This is a genomic window from Pseudoclavibacter sp. VKM Ac-2888, assembly GCF_015351285.1.
Taxonomy (GTDB): domain Bacteria; phylum Actinomycetota; class Actinomycetes; order Actinomycetales; family Microbacteriaceae; genus Pseudoclavibacter.
Window position 1 is genome coordinate 46823 of the sequence record NZ_JADKSM010000005.1, and the last position, 22482, is coordinate 69304.

Sequence of the window (22482 nt, forward strand, 5' to 3'; positions counted from 1 at the left end):
CCACCTCGATCTTGATTAACCGCTTGATCAAGGCCGCGACGTGTGGTTATAGTCTGCGTAACCGATTAACCACGAACAATGAGGTGACATGGACCAACGAGGGTTCTACAAGCCAGACGGAGCTTGGGTAGGCGACGTGATCCCGTGGCAGGAAGGTGGACGCTTCCACCTCTTCTACCTCCACGAGACCCGTGAAGCCCCGAAGGCTGGCATGCCCTGGCACCGCATCGAGTCGGACAACGTCGTCGACTTCTCCGAGACCGGGGTCGCGCTCGCATCGGGTGGTCCAGAGGCCGCCGACTTCAACGTCTACACGGGCAGCGTCGTGCTCGACCAGAACGGCCACCACCACCTGTTCTACACGGGGCAGAACCCAGCCATCACCGGCCAGGATGGTCGGGCGCTTCAGGTGGTCATGCACGCAACAAGCTCGGACGGTATGCGCACCTGGGAGCGTCACCCCGCACACACATTCGGCGCTACACCCGGCTACGAAACCGGTGACTGGCGCGATCCGTTCGTGTTGTGGGATGCCGATCAGCAGCTCTGGCGGATGCTCATCACTGCTCGCCACGAGCACGGTCCCGATCGACGCCGCGGTGTCATCGCGCAGTGCACCTCGAAGGACCTCACGACTTGGCATGCTGCTGCGCCGTTCTGGGACCCGCGGCAGTACGTCGCGCACGAGTGCCCAGAGGTGTTTCAGTGGGGCGACTGGTGGTACCTCGTGTACTCGGAGTTCAGCGATGCTTTCGCCACCCGCTACCGGATGTCGCGCAGCCTCGAAGGTCCCTGGCAGGTCCCGGAACATGACACCCTTGACGGGCGGGCCTACTACGCGGCGAAATCTGCAGAACGAGAAGGCCGACGCTTCTTCTTCGGTTGGATCGCAACGCGGGAGGGGTCACGCGACGACGGCCCCTGGCAGTGGGCGGGCACCCTGTCCGTGCTCGAAGCGGAACAAGCGTCCGATGGGACACTCGCGTTCCATCCGGCGGCCGAGCTCCGAGAGACGTTCGACACGCTTGCCGGTTCAGGCGGCATCACACCAGGGACGGTGCTTGCCGCGTCGGACGGCTACGCCGAGGTGCTGACCGACCGAGACGCGCCGAGCTCTGCCCGCGTGCGCGCGCGATTCGACATCACGCAGGACACCACTGAATGCGGCGTCCTGCTGCGGGCAAGCGCAGACGGCGACACGGGATACCGACTGCGCCTCGAACCGAAGAGGAATCGCCTCGTCTTCGATCGCTGGCCGCGGGCATCGACCGGCACCGAGCAGTGGCACATCTCCGGGGATGTTCCCCACATCGTGGAACTCGAACGACCCTGCTCCCTCGACGCGGGCGTGCACGAGATCGAGGTCATCCTCGACGGTGAACTCTGCGTCGCGACCGTCGACAATGCCGTGGTCCTGAGCACTCGGCTCTACGACCTGCCCGCCGGCCGTCTGGGCGTCTTCGTCGCTGAGGGCACCGTCACCGTCGACAGCTTCATCATCCAGAGCCGCGACTCAGCGCCCCATTCGCCTTCCCCGCGCCATCAGCACCTCGTCACTACGGCGAGCTGACCTTCATCCACTGTCCCGATCAATCAACGGAGATCTCGATCATGTTCAGAACATCCAGGAAGACCGCCATCGTCGCGACCGTCGCGGCCGCGGCGCTTGCACTCACGGCCTGCGCCGGTGGCGCTCAGAGCGTCGACCCGAGCAACGTAAATCCGGAGGGTGAGATCGTCCCCAGGGAGATCTCGTGGCTCCTGTCCAGGCCGGCTGACGGGGGTGTAATCACGGCAATGCAGCAGATCGCCGAAGAGTACGCCGCTGAACATCCCGGCTTTGCGCTCAACCTCATCACGACCCCCGATCGTCCTTCCTACATTCAAAAGTACGAGACGCTGGCCGCGGCCAACCAGCTTCCTGAGCTCTTCGACACGGACGCGACTCCGTTCGCCCAGAAGCTCGCCGGTCAGGGGCGGATGCTCGATATCGATGCGCTCCTGGAAGATCTCGGGCTTGCCGACGACTACCGCGAGACGGCGCTCAACTACCAACGGTTCGATGACGGGACGCTCCGCATGGTGCCGTTCGAGTTCCAGCTCGAGTTCTTCTGGTACAACCAGGCTCTTCTCGACCAAGCAGGTGTGCAGCTGCCCGCGACGCTCGATGACTTCCCAAAGGTGTGCGAGGGTCTGCGGGCGGCAGGGATCACCCCGATCGCCCTCAACGGACAGGACCAATGGCCGCTTGAACGCTACATGGCCTACTACCCGTTCCGCATGGTTGGTCCCGAATACATCCAGGACCTGAAGAACGGAGACGCGAATTTCTCTGACCCGGCGGGACGCGCAGCTGCAGAATGGCTCTCCTCGCTTGGGCAGGCCGGCTGCTTCCAGGAAGGCTTCTCGTCCACGGGGTACGCGGATGCGCAAGCATTGTTCACCTCGGGTAAAGCGGCCATCTACAACACCGGCACCTGGGAGCTCGGCAACCTGGCCACCGAATCGCTGGATTCCGGCGTGCGGGACGACGTCGACTACTTCACTCTCCCCACCATCGACGGAGCCGTCACCGCCGACAACGAGTACGTCACGCCATCGGGAATCGGGATGGCCGTGAACACCAAGACCTATGACCCACTGGTTCGCGACTTCCTCGCGTTCGCACTCGAGCGATACCCGACGCTCTACGCCGCGACAGGTGCGATCTCCCCGACGGTCTCCGCAGAGACGGTTATCCCGGGAGGCGCCACCCCGCTCTATGAGCAGGCAGTCTCCCAGGCCGACGACACCGGAGGCGCGATCGCCATGCCGTGGGACACCCAGCTCGACCCAGCCACCAACACGCGGCTTCAGCAGGAGTTGACCTTGCTGGTGCAGGGGGACATCACTCCGGACCAGTTCGTGGAGACCATGGACGCCGCGATCTCGGAGAACCGCGTTGAGTAACGCAGCCCCCGCAGAGAATCACGGTCCTCGCCCGCGTCGTCAGAAGAAGCCGTTCGCCTCGATGCTCCCACTCCGATCTCGTCTCTCGGTGCTGGTCTTCCTCCTCCCGCCGCTGCTCCTCTACAGTGCTGCGGTCCTGCTGCCGATCGTGCAGTCACTGATCCTGAGCTTCTACCGCTGGGACGGCATCACGAACATGGTCTTCGTGGGTCTCGACAACTACGTGAAGATGTTCACGCGCGATGATGTCTTCTGGACGTCGTTCGTGAACGCCCTCGGGTATCTGGTCATCTGTCTTGTGCTGCAGCTCGGCGGCGCACTCGCGGTCGCGGGGCTTCTCACTGCGATGCCGAGAGCACGGGAGCTCGTGAAGACGCTCTACCTCCTGCCTGCCGTCATCTCAACGGTGGCGATCGCGTTCCTCTTCCAGCGCATCTACTCGCTGGAGCCAATCGGTCTGATCAACCAGCTCCTCGAATGGTTTGGTCTCGGGGCATGGCAGACTGCCTGGCTTTCCAACGTGCAGACAGTGCTTCTTGCGGTCTCGATTCCAGAGGGGTGGAGGTTCACGGGCCTGTACATGCTCATCATCTATGCAGCGCTCATCGCGGTTCCGAAAGAGCTCGAAGAGGCTGCTCGTCTCGATGGAGCGTCCTGGTGGCAGGTCTTCTGGCGAATCCGATTCCCCTACATTCGGCCCGTCTGGATCACAACCACGATCATGGCGACCACCTTCGCGCTGCGTGGTTTCGATATCCCGTACCTCCTGACCAACGGTGGGCCAGGACAGTCGTCGGAGCTCCTGACCACCTACATGTACAAGACAGCTTTCGTGCACACCGACTACGGCTACGCCAGTGCGATCTCCGTGTTCATCGTTGTCGAGTGCCTCGTCGCTGTTGGTCTCATCTTCCTGCTTCTCCGTAGAAGGGACGCCTCATGACCGCGACACGTGTTCTCACCCCCGCCACGTCGCCAGTGGAACCCCAGCCAGCGCCAATACCAGGGCCGCGTCGCTCGCGTTCACCCCGACCGCCGCGAGTGCGGGTCCAGCGAACGCTCCTCACCGTGACCGTCGTGCTTATCGTGCTGGCGCAGGTGTATCCCCTGGCGTGGCTCTTCGTCACGAGCTTCCGCACGGCTGCGGATTTCGCCGGCGGAAATCCCTTCGCGCTTCCGGCGGAGTTCACGCTCGAGAACTACTCGCGAGCGTTCGCCACCGGCAACCTCTGGCTCAACATCGCGAATAGCTTCATCGTCACGCTCGGTTCGAGTGCGCTCATCGTGATCGCGGGAATGATGGCTGCGTTCGCTCTCCAGGTGCTCGGGTTCCGACTCAGCGGACTTGTTCGAGGGCTCTTCCTGCTGGGCATCATCGTGCCCGTGCAGATTGCGCTTGTGCCGCTGTTCATCGACTACTCGCAGATCGGGCTGCTCGACACGCACCTGTCGATGATCATCCCTCTCGCCGCATTCGCGATGCCGATGGCGGTCTACCTGTTCTCCTCGTTCTACGAGTACATTCCGCGCGAGATGTACGAGGCCGCATCCCTCGACGGGGCGGGACCGTACCGTATCTTCACCCAGATCACGTTCCCGCTTTCCGTGAACACGATCATCACGGTTGTCCTCGTCAACAGCATCTTCATCTGGAACGACTTCATCTTCGCGAACACCTTCGTGCTGTCGGATGGGCTCAAGACGATCCCACTCGGACTGCAGAACTATATTGGCGCGATGGGCAACACCGACTGGACGGCAACGTTCGCTGCCGTCTGCGTCACCGTGACGCCGCTGCTTCTCGTCTTCCTTGTGCTGAACAAGGCCATGATCAGCGGCCTTGAGAGTGGAGCGACCAAGGGATGAACTTGTCCGAGCACCCTAAGAACGGGCCCCCCGTGACCATGCGCGAGGTTGCCAAGGCGGCGGGAGTGTCCGTCGCCACGGTCTCCCATGTCGTCAACAACAAGAAGGGCGCGCGCATCGGCGAGGATGCGCGCCGCCGAGTGCAGCACGTTGTCGCTGAACTCGGATACCGTCCGAATGCGCTGGCCAAAACCCTCTCACGGGGGACGTCTCGCTTCATCGGGCTGGTCGCCGATGCCATCGCGACGACCCCGTTCGCCGGCCAGATCATCCACGGAGCCCAGGACGAAGCATGGAAACACGGCTACATCCTGCTCGTCGCCAACACGGAGAGCAACGCGGCGGCGGAGAGTGAGGCGATCGCCATGATGCTGGAGCATCAGGTGCACGGCATCCTCTACTCCACCTGGTATCACCGAGGAATCACGCCCCCGGAGGGCCTCGAGAAGACCGAGACCGTGCTGGTGAACTGCTACGACCTCGATGGCGGCTACCCCGCGGTCGTTCCCGACGAGTACCAGGGCGGACGAGCCGCAACTGCAGCGCTGCTGGCAGCAGGGCATCAACGCATCGCGTTCATCAACACGACGACCGAATCGCCCGCCCAGTCCGGTCGCCTCGCGGGGTACCGGGCAGCGCTCGAGGCTTCCGGGGTCCCATTCGACGACTCGCTGGTCTTTCCCGCGTCACCGCAGCAGGAAGGTGGTTATGCGAGTACCGATGGCGTGCTGAGAACCGGTGCCACCGGAGTGTTCTGCCACAACGACCGCGTCGCGATGGGCCTCTACGACGGACTCCGCGAACGTGGCCTGCGCATCCCCGAGGACATCGCCGTCATGGGCTTCGACAATCAGGACGTGATCGCTGCCCACCTCAGGCCGCCCCTCTCGACGGTTGCGCTCCCGCACTACGAGCTTGGAGCGCAAGGCGTTCGGCTGCTGCTCGGACTCGAGAGCTCCACTCCGGATTCTCCGCAGCTCATCGACTGCCCACCGATCGCGCGGAGCTCCGTCTGATGGCTGGCAGCTCTCGCCGTGCAGCAGACCCCACCGTGCCGCGCCCGATCGTCCACTTCGCCCCTGAGCGTCACTGGATGAACGACCCGAATGGGCTCATCCACCACGGTGGCCTCTGGCACGTGTACTTCCAGTGCAACCCGGAAGGCAACGACTGGGGAAACATGAGCTGGGGCCACGCCAGCAGCAGCGATCTGCTCTCCTGGACCGAGCATCCTCTTGCCCTTCGTCACAGCCCAACCGAGCAGATCTACTCAGGGTCGATCGTGCGCGACCCCAGCAGCGATGACAACCGACTGCGAGCGATCTACACGAGCGCCTACTCCAACGGCAAGCAAGCCCAGTCCGAGGCCACGAGCACAGACGGAGGGTTGACGTGGACGCAGAATCCGCAGAACCCGATTCTCGATCGAGGCACATCGAACTTTCGTGATCCGAAGGTCATCAGGTACGCCGATGCCGAAGGTCGAGAACGATGGGTGCTCCTCGCCGTCGAAGCAGAGGACCGGCAAGTGCTGTTCTACCGCTCCGACGACCTGGAGACCTGGGACTACCTGAGTTCGTTCGGGCCTATCGGGCCGACCGGCGTGGTGTGGGAGTGTCCGGATCTTGTTCAGCTTCCGCTCGACGGCGACCCGGAACGTGCTCGCTGGGTACTGACTCTGAGCACCAATCCCGTCGGTGACCAGCCCGACAGGACTGGGTCGTCGATGAGCTACGTCGTCGGTGACTTCGACGGGCACACGTTCACGGCGGAGGCCCCAGGGCTCCGCCGCCTCGACCACGGGCGCGATTTCTATGCCGGCGTCACCTTCGCCGATGCGCCGAGCGACGGGCCGATCATGCTCGGTTGGATGAGCAACTGGCGATACGCCGATCAGTTCCCGTCAGCGCCTTGGCGAGGAGCCATGTCGTTGCCTCGAGAGCTTTCGCTTCGCGAACTGCGCGGACATGCGCAGCTGGTCCAGCGCCCGCTGGGGCTTGATGAGGCGCTGTTGCGGTCGGACCAGGTCAGTGGGCTTGCCCCCGCTAAGAGCACTTCGTGGACTATGGGCGCCCACTCAGTGATCGACCTCGCTTGGGAACCGTGTCGTACCGGCAACGCGAAGCTTGTGCTGCACGGCGAGGATGACTTCGTCGAGATGGCGCACGATGTCGACTCGGGTGAGCTCATCATCGCTCGAGGTGGGCGATCGTCAGAGGCTGTGCATCCGGACTTCCCGTCCTCGATCTGCATGCCCCTTGATGCCTCGGCGCCTCTGCGCCTCCTCATCTGTCTCGACGGGCCGCTTCTCGAGGTGTTCGCGAACGATGGGCAGCACGTGGCATCGCACCTCGTTCTCCTCGGAGGGGGTCCGGTGAGCGCCTCGCTCACGACAGGGCAAGCTGCGCTTGTCACCGTGGCCGTTGGCGAGCTCGAGGGTGCGGGCCAGGGCTGAGGAACCCGGAATCCCGATGTTGGGCGGCGTAGTCCCGTCTCCGGGCCGGGATGGTGCGCCCCCTCAGGCGTCGCGGAGCCGCTCGTGCAGCTCCGCGACGCGGGCGCGGATGTCGTCTCGCACGAGGCGCATCCGCTCCATGCCGACGATGCCGCGCGTGGAGGGTTCGTCGGTGATCCACCGCTCGACCGGCACGCTCGTGTCCTCGGGCAGCTGCGCCTCATCGCCGAGGATCACGACGAGGTCGGCGCCGGCCAGCATCGCCGGCGTGAGCGGCTTCGGATGCTCGTCGCCAACGTCGATCCCGAGCTCGGCAAGCGACTCGACCGACTCGGCGTTGAGCGCCCCGCCTGGGGAGGTGCCGGCCGAGGAGACCTCGATCGTCTCGTCGGCGATCGCCCGCAGGAGGGCGGCCGCGAGCTGCGACTTGCCGCCGTTCTTCTTGCAGACGAAGACGACGCTCGTGGGGGTGGGGCTCATGCTGATCCGTTCGTCGAGGGTGGCCATGCAGCTCATCGTCGACGATACGGATGAACGCCGTCCGAGGCCACGGGCGCCCCGCTCGCCCCGCTCGTCCCTTGAGGCAGAATGGGGCGATGCAGGATCACGGTGCAGCGGCACGCGACGCAGGCGCCGCGAGCGACACGAGCGCGGCGGTGCGCGTCGTCGAGTCGTGGCGGGTCGAGTCGGGGCGCGTCATCGCCGCCGCCGCGCACCGGCAGCGCTTCGAGCGCTCCGTCGCCGAACTCTTCGGGGAGGCGGCAGCAGAGCGTCCCCCGCTCTGGGCCGGCAGCCCCGCTGGACTCATCCCGGTCGAGGCTGACTGGCCTCGAATCTGGGCCGACGTCTTCGAGAGCACGCCCCTCACCGACGCCTGGTTCCCGCGACTCTCCGCCCGCCTCGACGACGGCCGCCTGCTCGTCGAGCTCACCCTGCGGCCGGCTCCGGAGGCGCGGTCCCTCACGAAGCTCAGCACCCGCCTCGACGAGCGGCGCTGGCCGACGCTCAAGGGCCCCGACTTCCCCTCCCTCGCAGAGCTCAGGGCGAGCGTGCACGAGGAGGGTGCGGCCGATGCCCTGCTCGTCGACGAACGCGGCGCGATCACCGAGGCCGCCTACGGGACTGTCGTCGGCTGGCTCGGCGAGACCCTCGTGGTCCCCGCCGCGAGCCGCCGCGTGGCGGGGACGACCCTCGGCGTGCTCCAGAGACTCCTCGCCACAGCGGGCGTCACGCGCGTCGAGGGGGAGATGCTCGCCGACCCGCTCGCCGCATCCGCCGAGCGCGGCTGGGATGAGCTCTGGTACCTCAACACGCTCCACGGCATCAGCCCCGTCTCCATGCTCGACGGCACACGCCTCGGCCTCGACGTCGCCCGCGTGCGCAGGTGGCGGCCTCGCCTGCACGAGACGAGCGCCGTGCCCCGGCCGGATGGGCGCTCGGCGTGATCGTCGTCGTCGACAACCGCGATTCGTACACCTACAACCTCGTCCAGCTGCTCCTGGAGCTCAGCGATCAGGAGGTGCGGGTCGTCGACGCCGGTGACATGCAGGCGGTGGATGCGTGCCTCGGCTGGGTCTCCGAGGGGCTCGTCGCCGGGGTCGTCATCTCGCCCGGCCCCGGGCATCCTGCCGAACCGGCCGACTTCGCGGGCTCGGCCGTCGTGCTCGACGCCGCACTCGCCGAGGAGCGACTGCCCGTTCTCGGGGTGTGCCTCGGCCACGAGGGCATCGCCGTGCGGTACGGCGGGGAGGTCGTGCCGGCCCCCGAGGCGAAGCACGGGTGGCGCAGCCCCCTCTCACACGACGGGTCTGGCCCGTTCGCCGGCGTTCCCCAGGGCTCCCTCGTCACGAGGTACCACTCCCTGGTCGTCAGCGAGCCTCTGCCGTCAGGGCTGCGCGTCACGGCGCGCAGCGAGGACGGCGTCGTGCAGGGCCTCGAGGTCGAGGGCCGGCCGGTCTGGGGTGTGCAGTTCCACCCGGAGTCGATCGCGAGCGAGCATGGCCGGCGGATGGTCGCGAACTTCGTCGACGCCGTGGATGCGGCGGGGCTCGTCGCGCCCGCTCGCGGGGCTCTCGGCGCTCGTCGCGCTCGCGGTCAGCGCGATGCGAGCCGTCGCCCCGCGGAGATCGGGGCGTTCCCGCGGCCCGCAGCTCGCGAGCTGTTCGTCGCGAGTCGCGTCGTGCGCGGCCCGCAGCCGGAGGGCACGGCCGCAGCCGAGGCCGCCGCAGCGGTGATCTACCGCGAGGTGCTCCGCCGAGGCTCTGCCAGCGTCTGGGTGGATGTGCCCGACGACACCGGCCGGCAGGCGCGGTTCAGCATCCTCGCCGACGACGCTCCGATCGGTACCGGGACCTGTACCGGGATCTGCCCCGCGCACGCCGCTCGCCTCGACGGCTCAGATGAGGCAGCGCACGAGACCGAGCCGGGCTGCGAGACGTGCGAGCCCGCTCGGGTGCTGCGCTTGGACGGCGACGGGAGCTTCGAGACCGTGCAGCGGGAGCTCGAGGCCATGCGCGCCGTCGGGGGCGACGGGCTCGCGTTTCGCGGCGGACTGCTCGGCTACTTCGGGTACGAGCTCGGGGTGCGGATGCTCGGCGTGCTGCCCCGGGAGGCGGAGGAGACCGCGTCCCCCCTCCCCGACGCGTGGTGGCTCGACCCGCGGCGCGCGGTGCTCGTCGACCGCGCAACTGGCGCAGTCACCGTCGTCGCGACCGCGTCGAGCGGCGCGCTCGCGGAGGCCGGCGCCGAGCGCTTCAGCGCCGAAGTCGGCGAGGCCCTCGAGGCGTCAGGCGGCGAGCGGCGGCAGGCTCTCCCCGACGCGGGACGCGCCCCGGCGATGTCCCTGGGCTCCGACGCCCTCGCCGACGGCGCCTGGCATACGTCGAGAGAGCAGTACGCCGCCGACATCGAACGCTGCCGCGAGCATCTCCTCGCGGGGGACTCGTACGAACTGTGCCTGACCAACGAGTTCCGGCCGCACGACGACCCCGACCCGCTCAGCCTGTTCCTGGAGGTGCGCGCCGCCGACCCGGCGCCCTACGCCGCACTGCTCGAGTTCGACGGCGGCGCGGTCGTGAGCGCGTCCCCCGAGCGGCTCCTGCGCGGCACCCCGGACGGGGAGTACGAGACGAAGCCCATCAAGGGCACCGCGGCTCGCGCCTCAGACCCCCTCGCCGACGCCGCCGCGGCCAGAGACCTGGCCAACGACCCGAAGGTCTTCGCCGAGAACCTCATGATCGTCGACTTGCTGCGCAACGACCTGGGCCGCGTCTGCAGCCCCGGCTCGGTGCACGTGCCGAGCCTCATGGCCGTCGAGTCGTATACGACCGTGCACCAGCTGGTCACGACCGTTCGCGGTTCGGCCCCCGGCGTGCCGCCGCTCGACGTCGTGCGGGCGCTGTTCCCGGGCGGATCCATGACCGGGGCGCCGAAGCTGCGCAGCGTCGAGCTGCTGCGCGACATCGAAGGCCGCGACCGTGGCGTCTACTCCGGTGCGCTCGGCGTGCTGGGCGCCGACGGATCGACCGAGCTGAGCATCGTCATCCGCACCGCCGTCCGGGATGCGCGCGGCTGGTCGATCGGCGCGGGAGGCGCGATCGTGCTCGCGAGCGACCCGGAATCCGAGACCCTCGAGGTCGAGCTCAAGGCGAGCGCCCTGCGACGCGCGTTCACGCGCGCCGTCTCGCGCTGACGCGCACGCACGGATCGGGCGCGATCAGGCGACGCGGGTGCCCGGCGGCAGCCGCTTCGCGGGTGTCCGCGTGCGCGCCCAGGCACCGAAGAGCAGGCCCCCGGCGAGCACCAGCTGGAGCGCCAGACCGACGAACCAAGTGGGGACCGTCGAATCGAGCACCTCCTGCGACGTCGGGCCGGGCTCGAAGTTCGAGCCAGTCGGGTCAGCGCAGCCGTCGTAGCGCTGCTCGCCCATCTCCGGGGGAATCTGCGACTGACGCAGCAGCAGCTTCGCGCCGGAGAAGAAATCGTCTGGCTGATCGCTCGCGCCGAAGGAGACCGGCGTCGCGTCCGTCAGCACCGCGAACGGATTCGCGGCCAGCACGCCCCAGACGAGGTCGTAGCGCGGAACCTCGTAGGTGTACGTCTCCCAGTCGCCGCACGTGAAGCTGTTCTCGTCGAAGGGCTGCTCCTCGCCGAACTCCGCATAGACGGGGTACCGGGAGGTGTTCGTCACCTCCGCCGTCACCGCAGCACCACCCAGGCCGAACGCGATGCCCGTGCCCACCGTGAGCGCGGCGATCGTCAGATAGCTCGCCGCCACAGAGAAGAGCGGCCTGGCCAGGATGCCGCTGAAGCCGACGCCGATAGCGGCCACGACGCCCACCTCGACGAGCAGCACCAGCAGCGAGACGACCACCTGCACGGGAGCGACGGCCCCCACGAGCCCGGCGAAGATCAGGAACGGCGCCGCGACCGCCAGGAACGCGAGCCCGGTCACCCAGGCGGCCAGGAACTTCGCCGCCACGATCTCGGCCGTCGTCGCGAGCGTCACCTGGATGGGCGCGAGCGTCGCCGCGTCCCGGTCACCGTTGATCGCGTTGCCGCTGAGCGTCGGCGAGACCAGCAGAGCGAGCAGCAGCACGAAGTACACGACGATCGAGTACATCCACGACCCCGACTCCTGCAGGTCGCCGAAGACCACCACCGAGAGCGCGGTCATGCCGAGGAGCAGCACGGCGAAGATGCCGAGCAGCACGTACCAGGCGACGTTGCGGAGGCGCTGGCGCAGTTCGAGGGTGACAAGCGTCGTGACACGGGCGGGGCTCATGACTGCTCTCCGAGGTCGAGGTAGGTGTGCTCGATGTCGCCCAATGCTGGGGCGAACTCCGCGACGTCGATGCCGGCGGTGAGGATCGCGCGCAGGCCGGCCGCGGCCGCGGCGTCAGAGGAGAACGGGACGAGGAACCCGGTCCGTTCGGCGCGGATGCCCGGAGCTCCGGTCCCCAGCACCGCCGCCAGCTGATCAGGCCCGACGCCCTCCGTCAGCACGCGCACCCGCCACTGTCGCTCCCGCGCCGACGCCTGCGCGAGCCGGTCGGCCCGCACCGTCACGCCCGCCTCGATGAAGACGGCATCGTCGACGATCTCGTCGAGCTCGGACAGCACATGGCTCGAGATGAGGATCGTGGAACCGGCCGCCGCAAGCTCCCGCAGGTGCTCGCGCAGGCCGACCCTCGCTCGCGCATCCAGGCCGGAAGCGGGCTCGTCGAGGAGCAGCACGCTCGGGGCGTGCACCAGAGAGCGCGCAAGCCCGAGGAGCTGCTTCTGCCCGCGGGACAGCACGCGAGCCTGCACCTTCGCGAGGTCGCTGAGGCCGACCCGGGCGAGGAGCTCGGTAGCGCGGGCATCCGCCGCGGCGCGCGGCAGGTCGTAGAGGCGGGCCGTCGTCACGAGCGTGTCGTGCACCGACAGCGACGGCCAGGCGCCGAGCGCGTCCGGCATCCAGCCGAGCTGCGCCCGCACCTCGGCTGTCGCCGTCGACGGGTCGAGGCCGTTGATGCGGATCGTCCCCGCATCCGGTCGCAGCAGCGAGGCCAGCATCAGCAGCAGCGTCGTCTTGCCGGAGCCGTTCGGGCCGACGAGCCCCGTGACCGCTCCAGCGCGCGCCGTGAAGCTCACATCGCGGACCGCGTGCGCTGCGCCGAAGGAGCGCCTGACGTTCTCGACGAGGATTCCGCGTTCTGACATGCGGCCAAACGTAGCGAGCGGATGCGACGCCACGCTGAGAGGCGGCGCGGGCCGGTCTGACCAGCATCAGTGCAGGATCAGCCTGTTTCGGCGTCGCGGGCCCGATCTGGCCGCAGATCACACTCATCGCGGACAGCCGCCGCCGATACACCCGCGTCGGGCAGCGCAACCGTCCGTCACACAGCGTCGCGAAGGTGGACCGCACGTGAGGGCTGTCACAGGATAGTCAGATGCTCGTGAGCCGCTCGGCTCCGAACAACACCCGACAGCAAGCTCGACAACCTGGAAGGAGTTCGCACATGTGCCGTCTGCTCGCTTACGCAGCCCCACGTGACACCACCGTCACGAAGGTGATCGGAGACATGAACAGCGACGCCTTCCAGCGCATGACCAGCGTGCACAACGACGGCTGGGGCACCGCCTGGCTCGCCGCCGGCTTCGGCGAGACGCAGCGCGAGATCGAATCCCTGCGCATCTCCACGCCCGGCCAGAACGACCCGCTGCTGTCGACGCTCCTCTCGGACGCCCCCTCCAACGCCCGCATCGTGCACCTGCGCCTCGCGACCGACGACTTCAAACGGACCAAGGTGAACACGCACCCGTTCGTCGCCGAGGGCCTCGCCTTCGCGCACAACGGCTCGATCGTCCCCACCTGGCGCTTCGACGACCTGCTCCGCCCCGAGATCCGCGCCACGGTGGCCGGCGACACCGACAGCGAGCTGTACTTCGGCCTCGTCCGGCAGAACGTGCGCGACGGCCTCTCCCTCGAGGAGGCGGCCACCGCCGCCGTCCGCGTGCTGCGCGACGAGTTCCCCGAGTCGAGCCTCAACGCAACCATCCTCTCCGCAGACGAGCTCGTGGTCGTCCACGCCTCGAGCACGGCACACGTCACGGAAGCGACGTTCGCGCGCTACGGCATCGACGCATCCACCCTCCCCAACGGGCACACCGACGAGTACTACCGGTTGAGCATGCTCCGCGCCGCCGACGGAACCACCGTCTTCTCGTCGACCGGCATCGACACGGCCGGCTGGACCTCGGTGCCCGAGGACACGATCTCCCGCATCGACCTCGCGTCGCTCGACTTCACGCAGCGCGCGCTCTTCTCGAGCACCGCGGAAGCACGCGGAGCAGCGGGCCGTGCAGCGGGCGTCGCCGCTCCCACACCCCCGCGTCTCGTCGCCGTCTAGGCCCGCGACGCACCGCCTCCGCTGGCCGCCTCTCTGGGGCGTGGGTCTCCCCGCGCGTACACTGGCTGGCGTGTCTGTGAACCCTGAACTTGCCGGCCGCCGGTACGAGCTCCCCGAGCCGTACCTCGTGGGCCGAGAGCACATCCGCTCGTTCGCGAAGGCCGTGCTGGCCTCGCACCCGACGCACTTCGACGTCGACGCAGCCCGCGCTGCCGGGTACGCCGACCTCGTCGCACCCGCTACGTTCCCTGCCGTGCTGCAGGATGCGGGGCTGCAGCTCCTGCTCTCCGACCCCGAGGCGCAGATCGAGCTGTCGCACATCGTGCACGGCGACGAGCGCTTCACCTACGAGCGCCCGATCGTCGCGGGCGACGAGCTGCGCGCCGCTCTCGAGGTGAAGAGCGTCAAGTCGCTCGGCGGCAACTCCATGATCAGCGCTCAGACGGTGCTGACGGATGCGGCGGGCGAGCAGGTCGTCACCGCATCGGCAACCCTCGTCGTCCGCGCAACGTCCACCGAGAGCGAGTGACCGCATGACTGACACGATCTCCGTCGCGCAGCTTCCGCGCCCCGACTTCACGAGCCTCGAAGCCGGAACCGTCATCGCGGAGCGCGCCGTCACGCTCACCCGCGATACCCTCGTGCGCTACGCGGGCGCGTCTGGCGACTTCAACCCCATCCACTACCGCGACGACGTGGCCGAAGCGGTCGGGCTGCCCGGTGTGCTCGCGCACGGGATGCTCACCATGGGTGTCGCGTTGCAGCCCGTCGTCGACGCCCTCGGCGACCCTGGCCGCGTCGTCGACTACCAGGTGCGCTTCACGCGGCCCGTCGTCGTCGACCCGCAGACCGGCGCGGAGGTGTCGGTCGTCGCGAAGATCGGTCAGCTCGCCGGCGAGGACGGCGTCGGTCGCATCGACCTCGTCGTGTCCTTCGGCGGGCAGACGGTGCTCGCGAAGTCGCAGGTGCGCGCCGACTTCCGCGGCGAGGTTCCCGCCGTGCTGCCCGCAGAGGCCACCGCGTGACGAGGCTCTCCGAGCTCACGACCACGCAGGTCGGTGGGGAGGCGACGCAGCTCGTCGCCCCCGCGACGCGCCCTGAGCTGATCGCCGCGGCCGAGGAGTTGTTCGCGAACTACGAGCAGCCGCTGATCCTCGGCGGGGGGTCCAACACCATCGCCACCGACGACCGCATCGACGAACCCGTGCTGCACGTCGTGACGAAGGGCATCCACCAGCTGGACGGGCCCGTCGACAAGGTGGGCCAGGCTCGCGTGCGCATCGACGCCGGTGAGTCGTGGAGCGCCCTCGTCGACTACGCCGTCGCTCGCAACTGGAGCGGCATCGAGGCGCTCGCCGGCATTCCCGGCTCCGTCGGCGCGACCCCAGTGCAGAACATCGGGGCGTACGGGCAGGAGCTCTCCGATGTGCTCGCCCGCATCGAGTTCTACGACGCCGACGCCGATACAGTGCGCTGGATCGACGCCGCCGACCTCGGTCTCGGCTACCGCACCTCGGCGATCAAGCGCGGCGAGCTGCGTGGCGTCGTGACTCGCGTCGAACTCGACCTCGTCGAGATGCCGGAGGGCCAGAGCGAACCGGTCCGCTACGACCAGCTCGCGCGCGCGCTCGACGTGCCCCTCGGCGAGCGGATGCCCGTGCACGTCGTCCGCGACGCCGTCATCCGCCTGCGCGCCTCGAAGGGCATGGTGCTGGATGCGCACGACCGCGACTCCGTCTCGTCCGGTTCCTTCTTCATGAACCCGATCGTCCGCTCCTCGTTCGCGAGCGAGCTGCCCGAGATGCCGAAGTTCGACGCGGGCAAGGACGAAGACGGCTCCCCGCTCGTGAAGCTCAGCGCTGCGTGGCTCATCGACCACGCCGGTGTGCAGAAGGGCTTCTCGCTGCCGGGCTCGAACGCCGCCATCTCATCGAAGCACACGCTCGCGATCACGAACCGCGGCGGTGCGACTGCCGAGCAGATCGTGGAGCTCGCCCGCTTCGTCCGTGCGCGCGTCGAAGCGGAATACGGCGTGCGGCTCGTCAACGAGCCTGTCCTCGTCGACCTGACGATCTAGGCACAGCCGGGCGAGACCAGCCGGGTGAGCCGGAAGCCCCGAAGCGCTGCACGCGCTTCGGGGCTTCCCGTTCGGTGCACCCAGCGTCCGCTCGGCACGCGTGTCAGTGGTGCATGCACTGCGCGCACCAGGCGCGGAGTGCGTCCTGCTCGCGGCGGGCGCGCTCCGAACTGTTGCGGCGCCGACGATGCTGCTCGGCGTGGTCCAGTTCGGGTGCTTGACGCCGCGCGCTGCGCATGAGCAGCCACAGTGCGACGCGCAACTCGATGCGGTGGAGCAGCGAAGGCTGCACCGCGGATGTGGGCGTGGACGCGGATGTGGGCGTGATCGTGACGTGCACGGTGCTCGGGTTTGAGGTGTGGACGGTGGTCAGGACGTGATTCATGAGAGTGGTCTCTCCGACAGAAGGCATGCAAGAAGAAGGCGCTCACTCGAGCGGGGCCGCGTTAACGCAGCGCGAGAGACGTGACTGCCGTGCAGTCGACGAATGCGGCGGCTGCTATGCCGCGGCGTATCCGTCGGGTGTGGGGGCAGACTTCACCCACGACACGGAGCTCAGGAGATGTGGGCGCCCAGGGAACGAGTCGCCGACTGCTGAATGCAAAATGTGAACGTACGCATTATCGGGACTCCTCTCTGTCTAGGCGCGTGCTGTGACCCTATCGAGTCTGCGAATACCCGTCAACCTTTTGGCAGGGTAGGGCAGGGCACTCTGGTGGATGCCACGCAGCCCCCGGATGCTCGGGTCAGTCGAGGACGACGGAGGCGCGGGGCTCCTCGCCGTCGAAGCTCACCGTGACAGTCAGCGGCGTGCCCGTGGCGTCGTCGGGGAGGTCGATCTCGCTCGTGTGCGGGGCATAGTCCGCCGTGCATGCCTGGTCGGGGTAGGCCGTGGCCTCGAGGTACTGCAGGTCGAGGGTCTGCGCGTCCACCGCGTTGACTTCGGTGAGGATCGCCGGGCATCCCGAGCTGCCCCACGTCGTGACGGAGATCGAGGAGCCCTCGTCGAGCCACATGACGAGCGGTCCTTCCATGTCGCCGGCTCCGACATCTTCGCCGAATCCCTTGGGCAGGCCGCCGTAGTTGTCGCTCGCGACGCTCGTCGGCGTGGCTGCGGGAGCGCATCCGCTCAAACCGAGCGCGGTGACCGCGATCGTCGGGAGTGCAAGCAGGGCGACGCGTGCAGACTTCATGCGTCAAGCCTACGACTTCGGGCGGAGAGACCCCTGGCCTGGATCCGCAGCAGGGAGGTACGCTTTCGCGCTCATGCGCCTTGGTCCCATGCGGGCCGCTGGGTCCGCCGACGCCCTAGCTCCGGCGGAGCAGGCCGAGATCGAGGCCCCTCGTCACGGCGCGCACCCTGGAGTTGACCTCGAGCTTCGCGAAGACCTTGCCGAGGTGCGTCTTCACGGTCGCCTCACCGATGTGGAGGCGCACGGCGATCTCAGGGTTGGACATGCCGTCGGCGACGAGCTGCAGCACCTGCAGCTCGCGTTCGCTGAGCGCGGGGGCTGAACCGGGCGAACCGGCAGGCGGATGCGCGGTGCTGGAACCGGCGGATGCCGCTGCCCCGGCAGCTCGCGTCTGGGCTACGAGCTTCGCGGTCACCGATGGTGCGAGGGCCAGCTCGCCCGCGGCCACACGACGAACGGCCTCCACGAGCTCTGCCCCGCTGGCCGTCTTGAGCAGGTAGCCGCTTGCCCCGGCTTCGATGGCACCGATGATCGCGTCGTCGCTGTCGTAGGTCGTGACGACGAGGATGCCTGTCTCGGGGAGCGCCGCCAGGATCTGCCTCGTCGCGCTCACACCGTCGGTGCCCGGCATGCGCAGGTCCATGACGACGACGGCGGGCGTCGTCGCGGTCGCGCGAGCAACCGCGTCGGCCCCGTTGGCGGCTTCAGCGACGACCTCGATGTCGGGCTCGTCCTCGAAGATGCCCACGAGTCCGGCGCGCACGATGGGGTGGTCGTCGGCGACCAGGATGCGGATCATCGCTCGGCACTCGCTTTCGCCGGAATCGTCACGGTCACGATCGTGCCACGCCCTGGTGCGCTGGCGATGTCCACGCCACCCCCGATCGCGTTGGCGCGGTCGCGGAGGCTGTCCAACCCGAATCCGCTTGGCTCCGCCTCCAGCTCGAATCCTCGGCCGTCGTCGGTGACGTTCAGCACGACGTTCGCGGCCCCGTGCTCCACTGAGAGCTGCACATTCGTGGCATGAGCGTGCCGCCTCGCATTCGACAGGGCCTCCTGCGCGCATCGCAGCAGGACCACTTCGCTCTCCCGCTCCAGCGTTCCGGCCTCCAGGTCGATTCGAGCCTCGGCCAGCACGCCCGTCTCGCGCCGGAACCGGTCGACGAGGCGCCTCAGGGCATCTGCGAAGGTCGCTTCCGCGGGGTCGGTCGACCGCACCGGCGCGTTCTCGGCGATGAGGCCCCGCGCCTCGGCGAGAGCGTCGCGGGCGAGCGACGCGATGAGGTCGGCCCGTTCCTCCTGCGCGGAGAGCTCCTCGCGCAGGTGAGCCCCCGGGGAGCTCTCGTCGTCGCGCATCCGCCCGATCTCCTTCGCGCTGCGGTCAGCCAGCATCGCGAGGCCGGCCAACGTCTGAGCCAGCGTGTCGTGCAGGTCGCGGGAGATGCGCTCCCGCTCGACGGAGGCGCCGCTCAGCCGAGAGAGCTCCTGCACGTGCTCCTGGGAGGCCGTGAGCTGCTCGAGCAGCTCACGTCGCTCGTCGGCCACTCGCCAGGCGTAGCTGATCGACAGCCCGATGCCGCAGGTCGCCGCAACGCTGAAGAGCTGGCCCGGCAGGATGTCCGGGATCTCCTCGACCCCGTTGTACAGCGCCGACACCGCGCCGATGCCGAACGCGATGCCGATCGAGACGAGGATGCTCCGCCTCGCGCTCACGCACACCAGCCAGACGAGCGGATAGATGAGGGTCTGCACGAAGCCCGTCCAGGGCACGAGCACCATCGAGACCGTCACGAGCAGCGTGACGAGCAGGATCAGCGCCGCGCCGCGGCGCGGGTCGGTGAGCGACCTGACGCCGAAAGCGAGCCACACGACGGGAATGAGCAGGAGCGCCCCCGTCGCCACGAGCGCCTCGGAGCGTTCGGACTCGGTGGCCGCGAAGGCCGCCACCGAGCCCGCGACGACGGTGTTCGCGAGCGCCGTGCCCACGATCAGCAGGTGCCACCAGCGCCCGTCCCGAAACCAGAAGTCGACCATGCGCTCATCCTCCCGCACCCCACCGACATTGCTGCACGGTCGGGTCAGGAGCGTCAACTCCGCCCTCGACTCCAGCGGAAGGTGAGCAGGCTCGCGACGAGCCCGATGACGGTCCAGGCCCCGAGTGTGATCGCCGCGGCCCCCAGTCCCCACGTGCTTCCGACCTCGGCAGCCGCGAAGGCATCTGGCAGGAACACGCTGCGCATCCCGCGCACGAGACCGGCGAGGGGGAAGAGGTTCGACACCTGCTGCATCCACTCGGGCAGGACCGAGAACTGCACGTAGATGCCCGAGAGGAACTGCGGCACGAGCACAAGCGGCAGCACGATGGCGGATGCGGACCGTGCAGAGCGCGGGAGCGCCGAGATCGCGATTCCGAGGGAGGCGAAGCAGAGGATGCCGAGGGCAGCGAGCCAGGCGAAGCGCGCCCACAGCTCGCCATCTTCCGGCAGCGAGATGTCGAAGGCGATGACCGCGAGCCCCATCAGCATCGCCAGCTGCAGCGTGCAGGTGATGAGGACGAGCCCGATCTTCCCGATGAAGAACGACACCGGGCTGAGCGGGGTCGCGCCGAGTCGGGCGAGGCCGCCCTCGTGCTTCTCCGTGGCGATGTCGATGCCGAGGAACTGCATGCCGGAGAGGAGGATCGCCATCGCGAGCATCCCGGTCAGGTAGTACTGCGACATCGTCACGTCGGCGAAGCGTGGGTCGTCGACGACCGTCTCGCCGCTGAAGATCGAGGCGAAGAGCGCGAACATGACGAGCGGGAACAGGAAGACGAAGAACACCTGGTCGGTCTGCCGGAAGTAGCCGCGCAGCTCGAAGGCGATGCGCCGAAGACCGTTGCCGATCGTGGACCTGGGCTGCGACGGTGTGCGTGTGGGCGATTGGATGCTCGGCTGCGCCTTCGCGTCGCCCGAGACCGCGGTCTGGTTCATCGTGTTCCTCCTGCGGGTGCGGCAGCGCGGGCTGCATCGTCGGTCGCCGCGAGTCCCGCGGCGGGTGAGGCAGTCGCGGGCGTTCCGGGGGAGGCGGCCGGGTGCTCGCCGATGATCTCCAGGTAGACGTCCTCCAGGGACGGGCGGGTCACGGTGAGTCCGGCGGGTTCCGGGCCGAGGCGCTCGACGAGCGCGCCGACGAGCTGTGCGGGCGCATCCGTCGTCTCCTCGCGCCACCTGCCGTCCTGCTCCTGCCAGCGAACCCGCGGTGTGCGCGACTTCGGCCCGCCGATCGTCGCGATGTCGCCGATCTCGACGAGCTTCCCGGCGGCGATGATCCCGGCGCGGTCGCTGAGCTGCTCCGCCTCGTCGAGATAGTGCGTCGTGAGCACCATGGTCATGCCCTCGCCCTTGAGCTGCTGGATGAGTCCCCAGAACTCGCGGCGCGCGTTGGGATCGAACCCGGTTGTCGGCTCGTCGAGGAACAGCACCTCCGGGTTGCCGATGATGCCGAGCGCGACATCCACTCGCCGCTTCTGGCCACCGGAGAGGCGACCGACTCGCTGCGACGCGAATGGGGCGATGCCGCACCGCTCGATGGTGTCGTCCACGGCGCGAGGGTTTCGGTAGAGGCTTGCGAAGTGGCGCAGCACCTCGCGGGCCGAGTAGCGCTCGATGTCGGCGCTCGACTGGCTGACGACGCCGATTCGGCCTCGCCACTCGGCGTTGCCGCGGGCCGGGTCCTGCTCGAGCACGCGCGCGGTACCGGAGGTCGCCGTGCGGAAGCCCTCGAGGATCTCGATCGTGGTGCTCTTGCCAGCGCCGTTGGGGCCGAGGAAGGCGAAGGTCTCGCCGTGTCGGACCTCGAAGGAGAGGCCGTCGACGACGTCGCGGTCGCCGTAGCGCTTGACGAGGTCGGTGACCTCGATGGCTGCTTGTGTGCTCATGGTGCAATCAAACGCGCCGCGGGGCGTGCGCGACAGGGCCCGACCGGCGGATACGCATCCACCGTTCGGGGGAGGTGCGGGCCGCGCCGCCGCTGACCAGCTTCCGTGCAATATCCCCTGCACTGGGCCGCAGTGGGGCCCGTTCGCGAGTTTTTGCACTCAAGTTGGTCAGACCTGGGCGGACACACCCGCACATACTGGTGCCATGGCCTCACCCGATCTCGATGAGCTTCGCCGTCTTCGTCGTGCGCGCGACTTCATCGACCGGGAGTTCGCGAGCCCGCTCGATGTGCCGACCATGGCGAAGGCAGCCCACATGTCGGCGGCTCACTTCAGTCGACGCTTCCGAGAGGCGTACGGCGAGACCCCATATGCCCATCTCATGACACGGCGCATCGAGCGTGCCAAGGCGCTGCTGCGCAGCGGCGAGGTGAGCGTGACGGATGCGTGCACGGCGGTCGGGGCCACGAGTCTCGGGTCGTTCAGCAGCCGCTTCGCGGAGATCGTCGGAGAGTCTCCGAGCGCCTATCGGGCGCGTGATGACAGCGGCAGCGTCGTCATCCCGAGCTGCACCTCGCAGATCTGGGGGCGTCCCCGCCGCGTGCGCGACCGACCAGGAATGGCGCAACGGGAAGCCGGCGACGGGCAGGCACGTCTCTGAGCAGTTTCGAAGAAGTGAATGTCGGCGGCCGGTCCTAGCATCGGACACATGACGCTCTCACTCAGCCACGTGCACGTGTTCACCGACGACCCGGATGCGGCGCTCGTGTTCTACCGAGACGCCCTCGGCCTGGAGGTGCGCAGCGAGGTTCCGAATGAGGGGTTCCGCTGGGTCACGCTCTCCGCCCCCGGGCAGCCGGAGCTCGAGATCGTGCTCTCGCACCCTAAGGCGGGGCGTTCGGAGGAAGATGGCGACACGCTCGCAGCGCTGCTGGCGAAGGGGGAGCTGCCCGGCCTCCTGTTCCGAACGAGCGACCTCGACGCGCTGTTCGAGAGGGTGCTGGCGGCGGGCGGAGTCGAGGTGCTGCAAGAGCCCACCGATCAGTTCTGGGGCGTCAGAGATGCCGCATTCCGCGACCCATCCGGCAACATGGTGCGGGTCAGTCAGGCCTAGCCGACGACATATCACC

General features: G+C 68.2%; 23 protein-coding genes. 14 read left to right on the top strand and 9 right to left on the bottom strand.

Features of this window, described 5'->3' with window-relative positions:
• Positions 1-88: 88 nt before the first annotated feature.
• The 6 genes from ITJ61_RS19380 to ITJ61_RS19405 all read left to right on the top strand — a co-directional run bounded on the left by ITJ61_RS19380 (position 89) and on the right by ITJ61_RS19405 (position 7270).
• Entirely contained in the window at positions 89-1570 is a 1482-nt protein-coding gene (locus ITJ61_RS19380) for a family 43 glycosylhydrolase (RefSeq protein WP_104243295.1), read from the top strand.
• A 41-nt stretch (positions 1571-1611) separates the two neighbouring features.
• Positions 1612-2949 (top strand): ABC transporter substrate-binding protein, encoded by a 1338-nt coding sequence (locus ITJ61_RS19385; protein WP_194687177.1) that lies wholly within the window; start codon positions 1612-1614, stop codon positions 2947-2949.
• Positions 2950-3010: 61 nt separating this feature from the next.
• The gene (locus tag ITJ61_RS19390) at positions 3011-3892 is read left to right on the top strand and encodes a carbohydrate ABC transporter permease (RefSeq protein ID WP_104243292.1); all 882 of its coding nucleotides are present in this window, start codon (positions 3011-3013) and stop codon (positions 3890-3892) included.
• A complete protein-coding gene (locus ITJ61_RS19395; protein WP_104299792.1) occupies positions 3889-4815 on the top strand; it encodes a carbohydrate ABC transporter permease in 927 nt (308 codons plus the stop codon). Before ITJ61_RS19390 ends, ITJ61_RS19395 begins: the two co-directional genes overlap by 4 nt.
• 38 nt (positions 4816-4853) lie before the next feature.
• A complete protein-coding gene (locus tag ITJ61_RS19400; protein ID WP_323744416.1) occupies positions 4854-5831 on the top strand; it encodes a LacI family DNA-binding transcriptional regulator in 978 nt (325 codons plus the stop codon).
• Positions 5831-7270: a glycoside hydrolase family 32 protein gene (locus ITJ61_RS19405; protein ID WP_228497241.1), complete on the top strand. Its 1440-nt coding sequence runs from the start codon at positions 5831-5833 to the stop codon at positions 7268-7270. The genes ITJ61_RS19400 and ITJ61_RS19405 overlap by 1 nt, the downstream gene beginning before the upstream one ends.
• 63 nt (positions 7271-7333) lie before the next feature.
• Here ITJ61_RS19405 and ITJ61_RS19410 read toward each other — a convergent pair whose 3' ends face one another.
• The gene (locus ITJ61_RS19410; protein WP_228497242.1) at positions 7334-7777 is read right to left on the bottom strand and encodes a low molecular weight phosphatase family protein; all 444 of its coding nucleotides are present in this window, start codon (positions 7775-7777) and stop codon (positions 7334-7336) included.
• An 89-nt stretch (positions 7778-7866) separates the two neighbouring features.
• On the opposite strand from ITJ61_RS19410, the gene ITJ61_RS19415 reads away from it, so the two are divergent.
• Together ITJ61_RS19415 and ITJ61_RS20450 are read left to right on the top strand one after the other, a co-directional pair.
• Positions 7867-8715, top strand: coding sequence for an aminotransferase class IV (locus ITJ61_RS19415; protein ID WP_194687180.1), 849 nt, complete (start codon positions 7867-7869; stop codon positions 8713-8715).
• Complete coding sequence (locus tag ITJ61_RS20450; RefSeq protein ID WP_194687181.1) at positions 8655-10961, top strand: chorismate-binding protein; 2307 nt, start codon at positions 8655-8657, stop codon at positions 10959-10961. Before ITJ61_RS19415 ends, ITJ61_RS20450 begins: the two co-directional genes overlap by 61 nt.
• Before the next feature lie 24 nt (positions 10962-10985).
• On the opposite strand, the gene ITJ61_RS19425 is transcribed toward ITJ61_RS20450, so the two are convergent.
• Both ITJ61_RS19425 and ITJ61_RS19430 read right to left on the bottom strand, forming a co-directional pair.
• A complete protein-coding gene (locus ITJ61_RS19425; RefSeq protein ID WP_104305953.1) occupies positions 10986-12053 on the bottom strand; it encodes an ABC transporter permease in 1068 nt (355 codons plus the stop codon).
• The gene (locus ITJ61_RS19430) at positions 12050-12973 is read right to left on the bottom strand and encodes an ABC transporter ATP-binding protein (RefSeq protein ID WP_104243278.1); all 924 of its coding nucleotides are present in this window, start codon (positions 12971-12973) and stop codon (positions 12050-12052) included. Before ITJ61_RS19430 ends, ITJ61_RS19425 begins: the two co-directional genes overlap by 4 nt.
• Before the next feature lie 299 nt (positions 12974-13272).
• On the opposite strand from ITJ61_RS19430, the gene ITJ61_RS19435 reads away from it, so the two are divergent.
• The 4 genes from ITJ61_RS19435 to ITJ61_RS19450 all read left to right on the top strand — a co-directional run bounded on the left by ITJ61_RS19435 (position 13273) and on the right by ITJ61_RS19450 (position 16240).
• Positions 13273-14163, top strand: coding sequence for a class II glutamine amidotransferase (locus tag ITJ61_RS19435; protein ID WP_194687182.1), 891 nt, complete (start codon positions 13273-13275; stop codon positions 14161-14163).
• Positions 14164-14233: 70 nt separating this feature from the next.
• Entirely contained in the window at positions 14234-14692 is a 459-nt protein-coding gene (locus tag ITJ61_RS19440; RefSeq protein WP_194687183.1) for an FAS1-like dehydratase domain-containing protein, read from the top strand.
• Positions 14693-14696: 4 nt separating this feature from the next.
• Positions 14697-15188, top strand: coding sequence for a MaoC/PaaZ C-terminal domain-containing protein (locus ITJ61_RS19445; protein WP_194687184.1), 492 nt, complete (start codon positions 14697-14699; stop codon positions 15186-15188).
• Positions 15185-16240, top strand: coding sequence for a UDP-N-acetylmuramate dehydrogenase (locus tag ITJ61_RS19450; protein ID WP_194687185.1), 1056 nt, complete (start codon positions 15185-15187; stop codon positions 16238-16240). Before ITJ61_RS19445 ends, ITJ61_RS19450 begins: the two co-directional genes overlap by 4 nt.
• 103 nt (positions 16241-16343) lie before the next feature.
• On the opposite strand, the gene ITJ61_RS19455 is transcribed toward ITJ61_RS19450, so the two are convergent.
• From ITJ61_RS19455 to ITJ61_RS19480, 6 genes are all read right to left on the bottom strand, one after another.
• Positions 16344-16625: a hypothetical protein gene (locus tag ITJ61_RS19455; RefSeq protein ID WP_194687186.1), complete on the bottom strand. Its 282-nt coding sequence runs from the start codon at positions 16623-16625 to the stop codon at positions 16344-16346.
• A gap of 361 nt (positions 16626-16986) precedes the next feature.
• Positions 16987-17433: a hypothetical protein gene (locus tag ITJ61_RS19460; RefSeq protein ID WP_104299774.1), complete on the bottom strand. Its 447-nt coding sequence runs from the start codon at positions 17431-17433 to the stop codon at positions 16987-16989.
• 115 nt (positions 17434-17548) lie between these two features.
• Entirely contained in the window at positions 17549-18232 is a 684-nt protein-coding gene (locus ITJ61_RS19465) for a response regulator transcription factor (RefSeq protein WP_194687187.1), read from the bottom strand.
• Positions 18229-19467, bottom strand: a complete 1239-nt coding sequence (locus ITJ61_RS19470) for a sensor histidine kinase (RefSeq protein WP_194687188.1) — start codon at positions 19465-19467, stop codon at positions 18229-18231. The genes ITJ61_RS19465 and ITJ61_RS19470 overlap by 4 nt, the downstream gene beginning before the upstream one ends.
• Positions 19468-19520: 53 nt before the next feature.
• Positions 19521-20405 (bottom strand): ABC transporter permease, encoded by an 885-nt coding sequence (locus ITJ61_RS19475; RefSeq protein WP_194687189.1) that lies wholly within the window; start codon positions 20403-20405, stop codon positions 19521-19523.
• Positions 20402-21352: an ABC transporter ATP-binding protein gene (locus ITJ61_RS19480; RefSeq protein ID WP_104305960.1), complete on the bottom strand. Its 951-nt coding sequence runs from the start codon at positions 21350-21352 to the stop codon at positions 20402-20404. The genes ITJ61_RS19475 and ITJ61_RS19480 overlap by 4 nt, the downstream gene beginning before the upstream one ends.
• Before the next feature lie 205 nt (positions 21353-21557).
• Between ITJ61_RS19480 and ITJ61_RS19485 the strand changes: the two genes are divergently transcribed.
• Together ITJ61_RS19485 and ITJ61_RS19490 are read left to right on the top strand one after the other, a co-directional pair.
• Positions 21558-22013, top strand: a complete 456-nt coding sequence (locus ITJ61_RS19485; RefSeq protein ID WP_194687190.1) for a helix-turn-helix transcriptional regulator — start codon at positions 21558-21560, stop codon at positions 22011-22013.
• 48 nt (positions 22014-22061) lie between these two features.
• Positions 22062-22466 carry a VOC family protein gene (locus tag ITJ61_RS19490; protein WP_194687191.1) on the top strand — a complete coding sequence of 135 codons (405 nt, stop codon included), beginning with the start codon at positions 22062-22064 and terminating at the stop codon, positions 22464-22466.
• Positions 22467-22482: the final 16 nt, after the last annotated feature.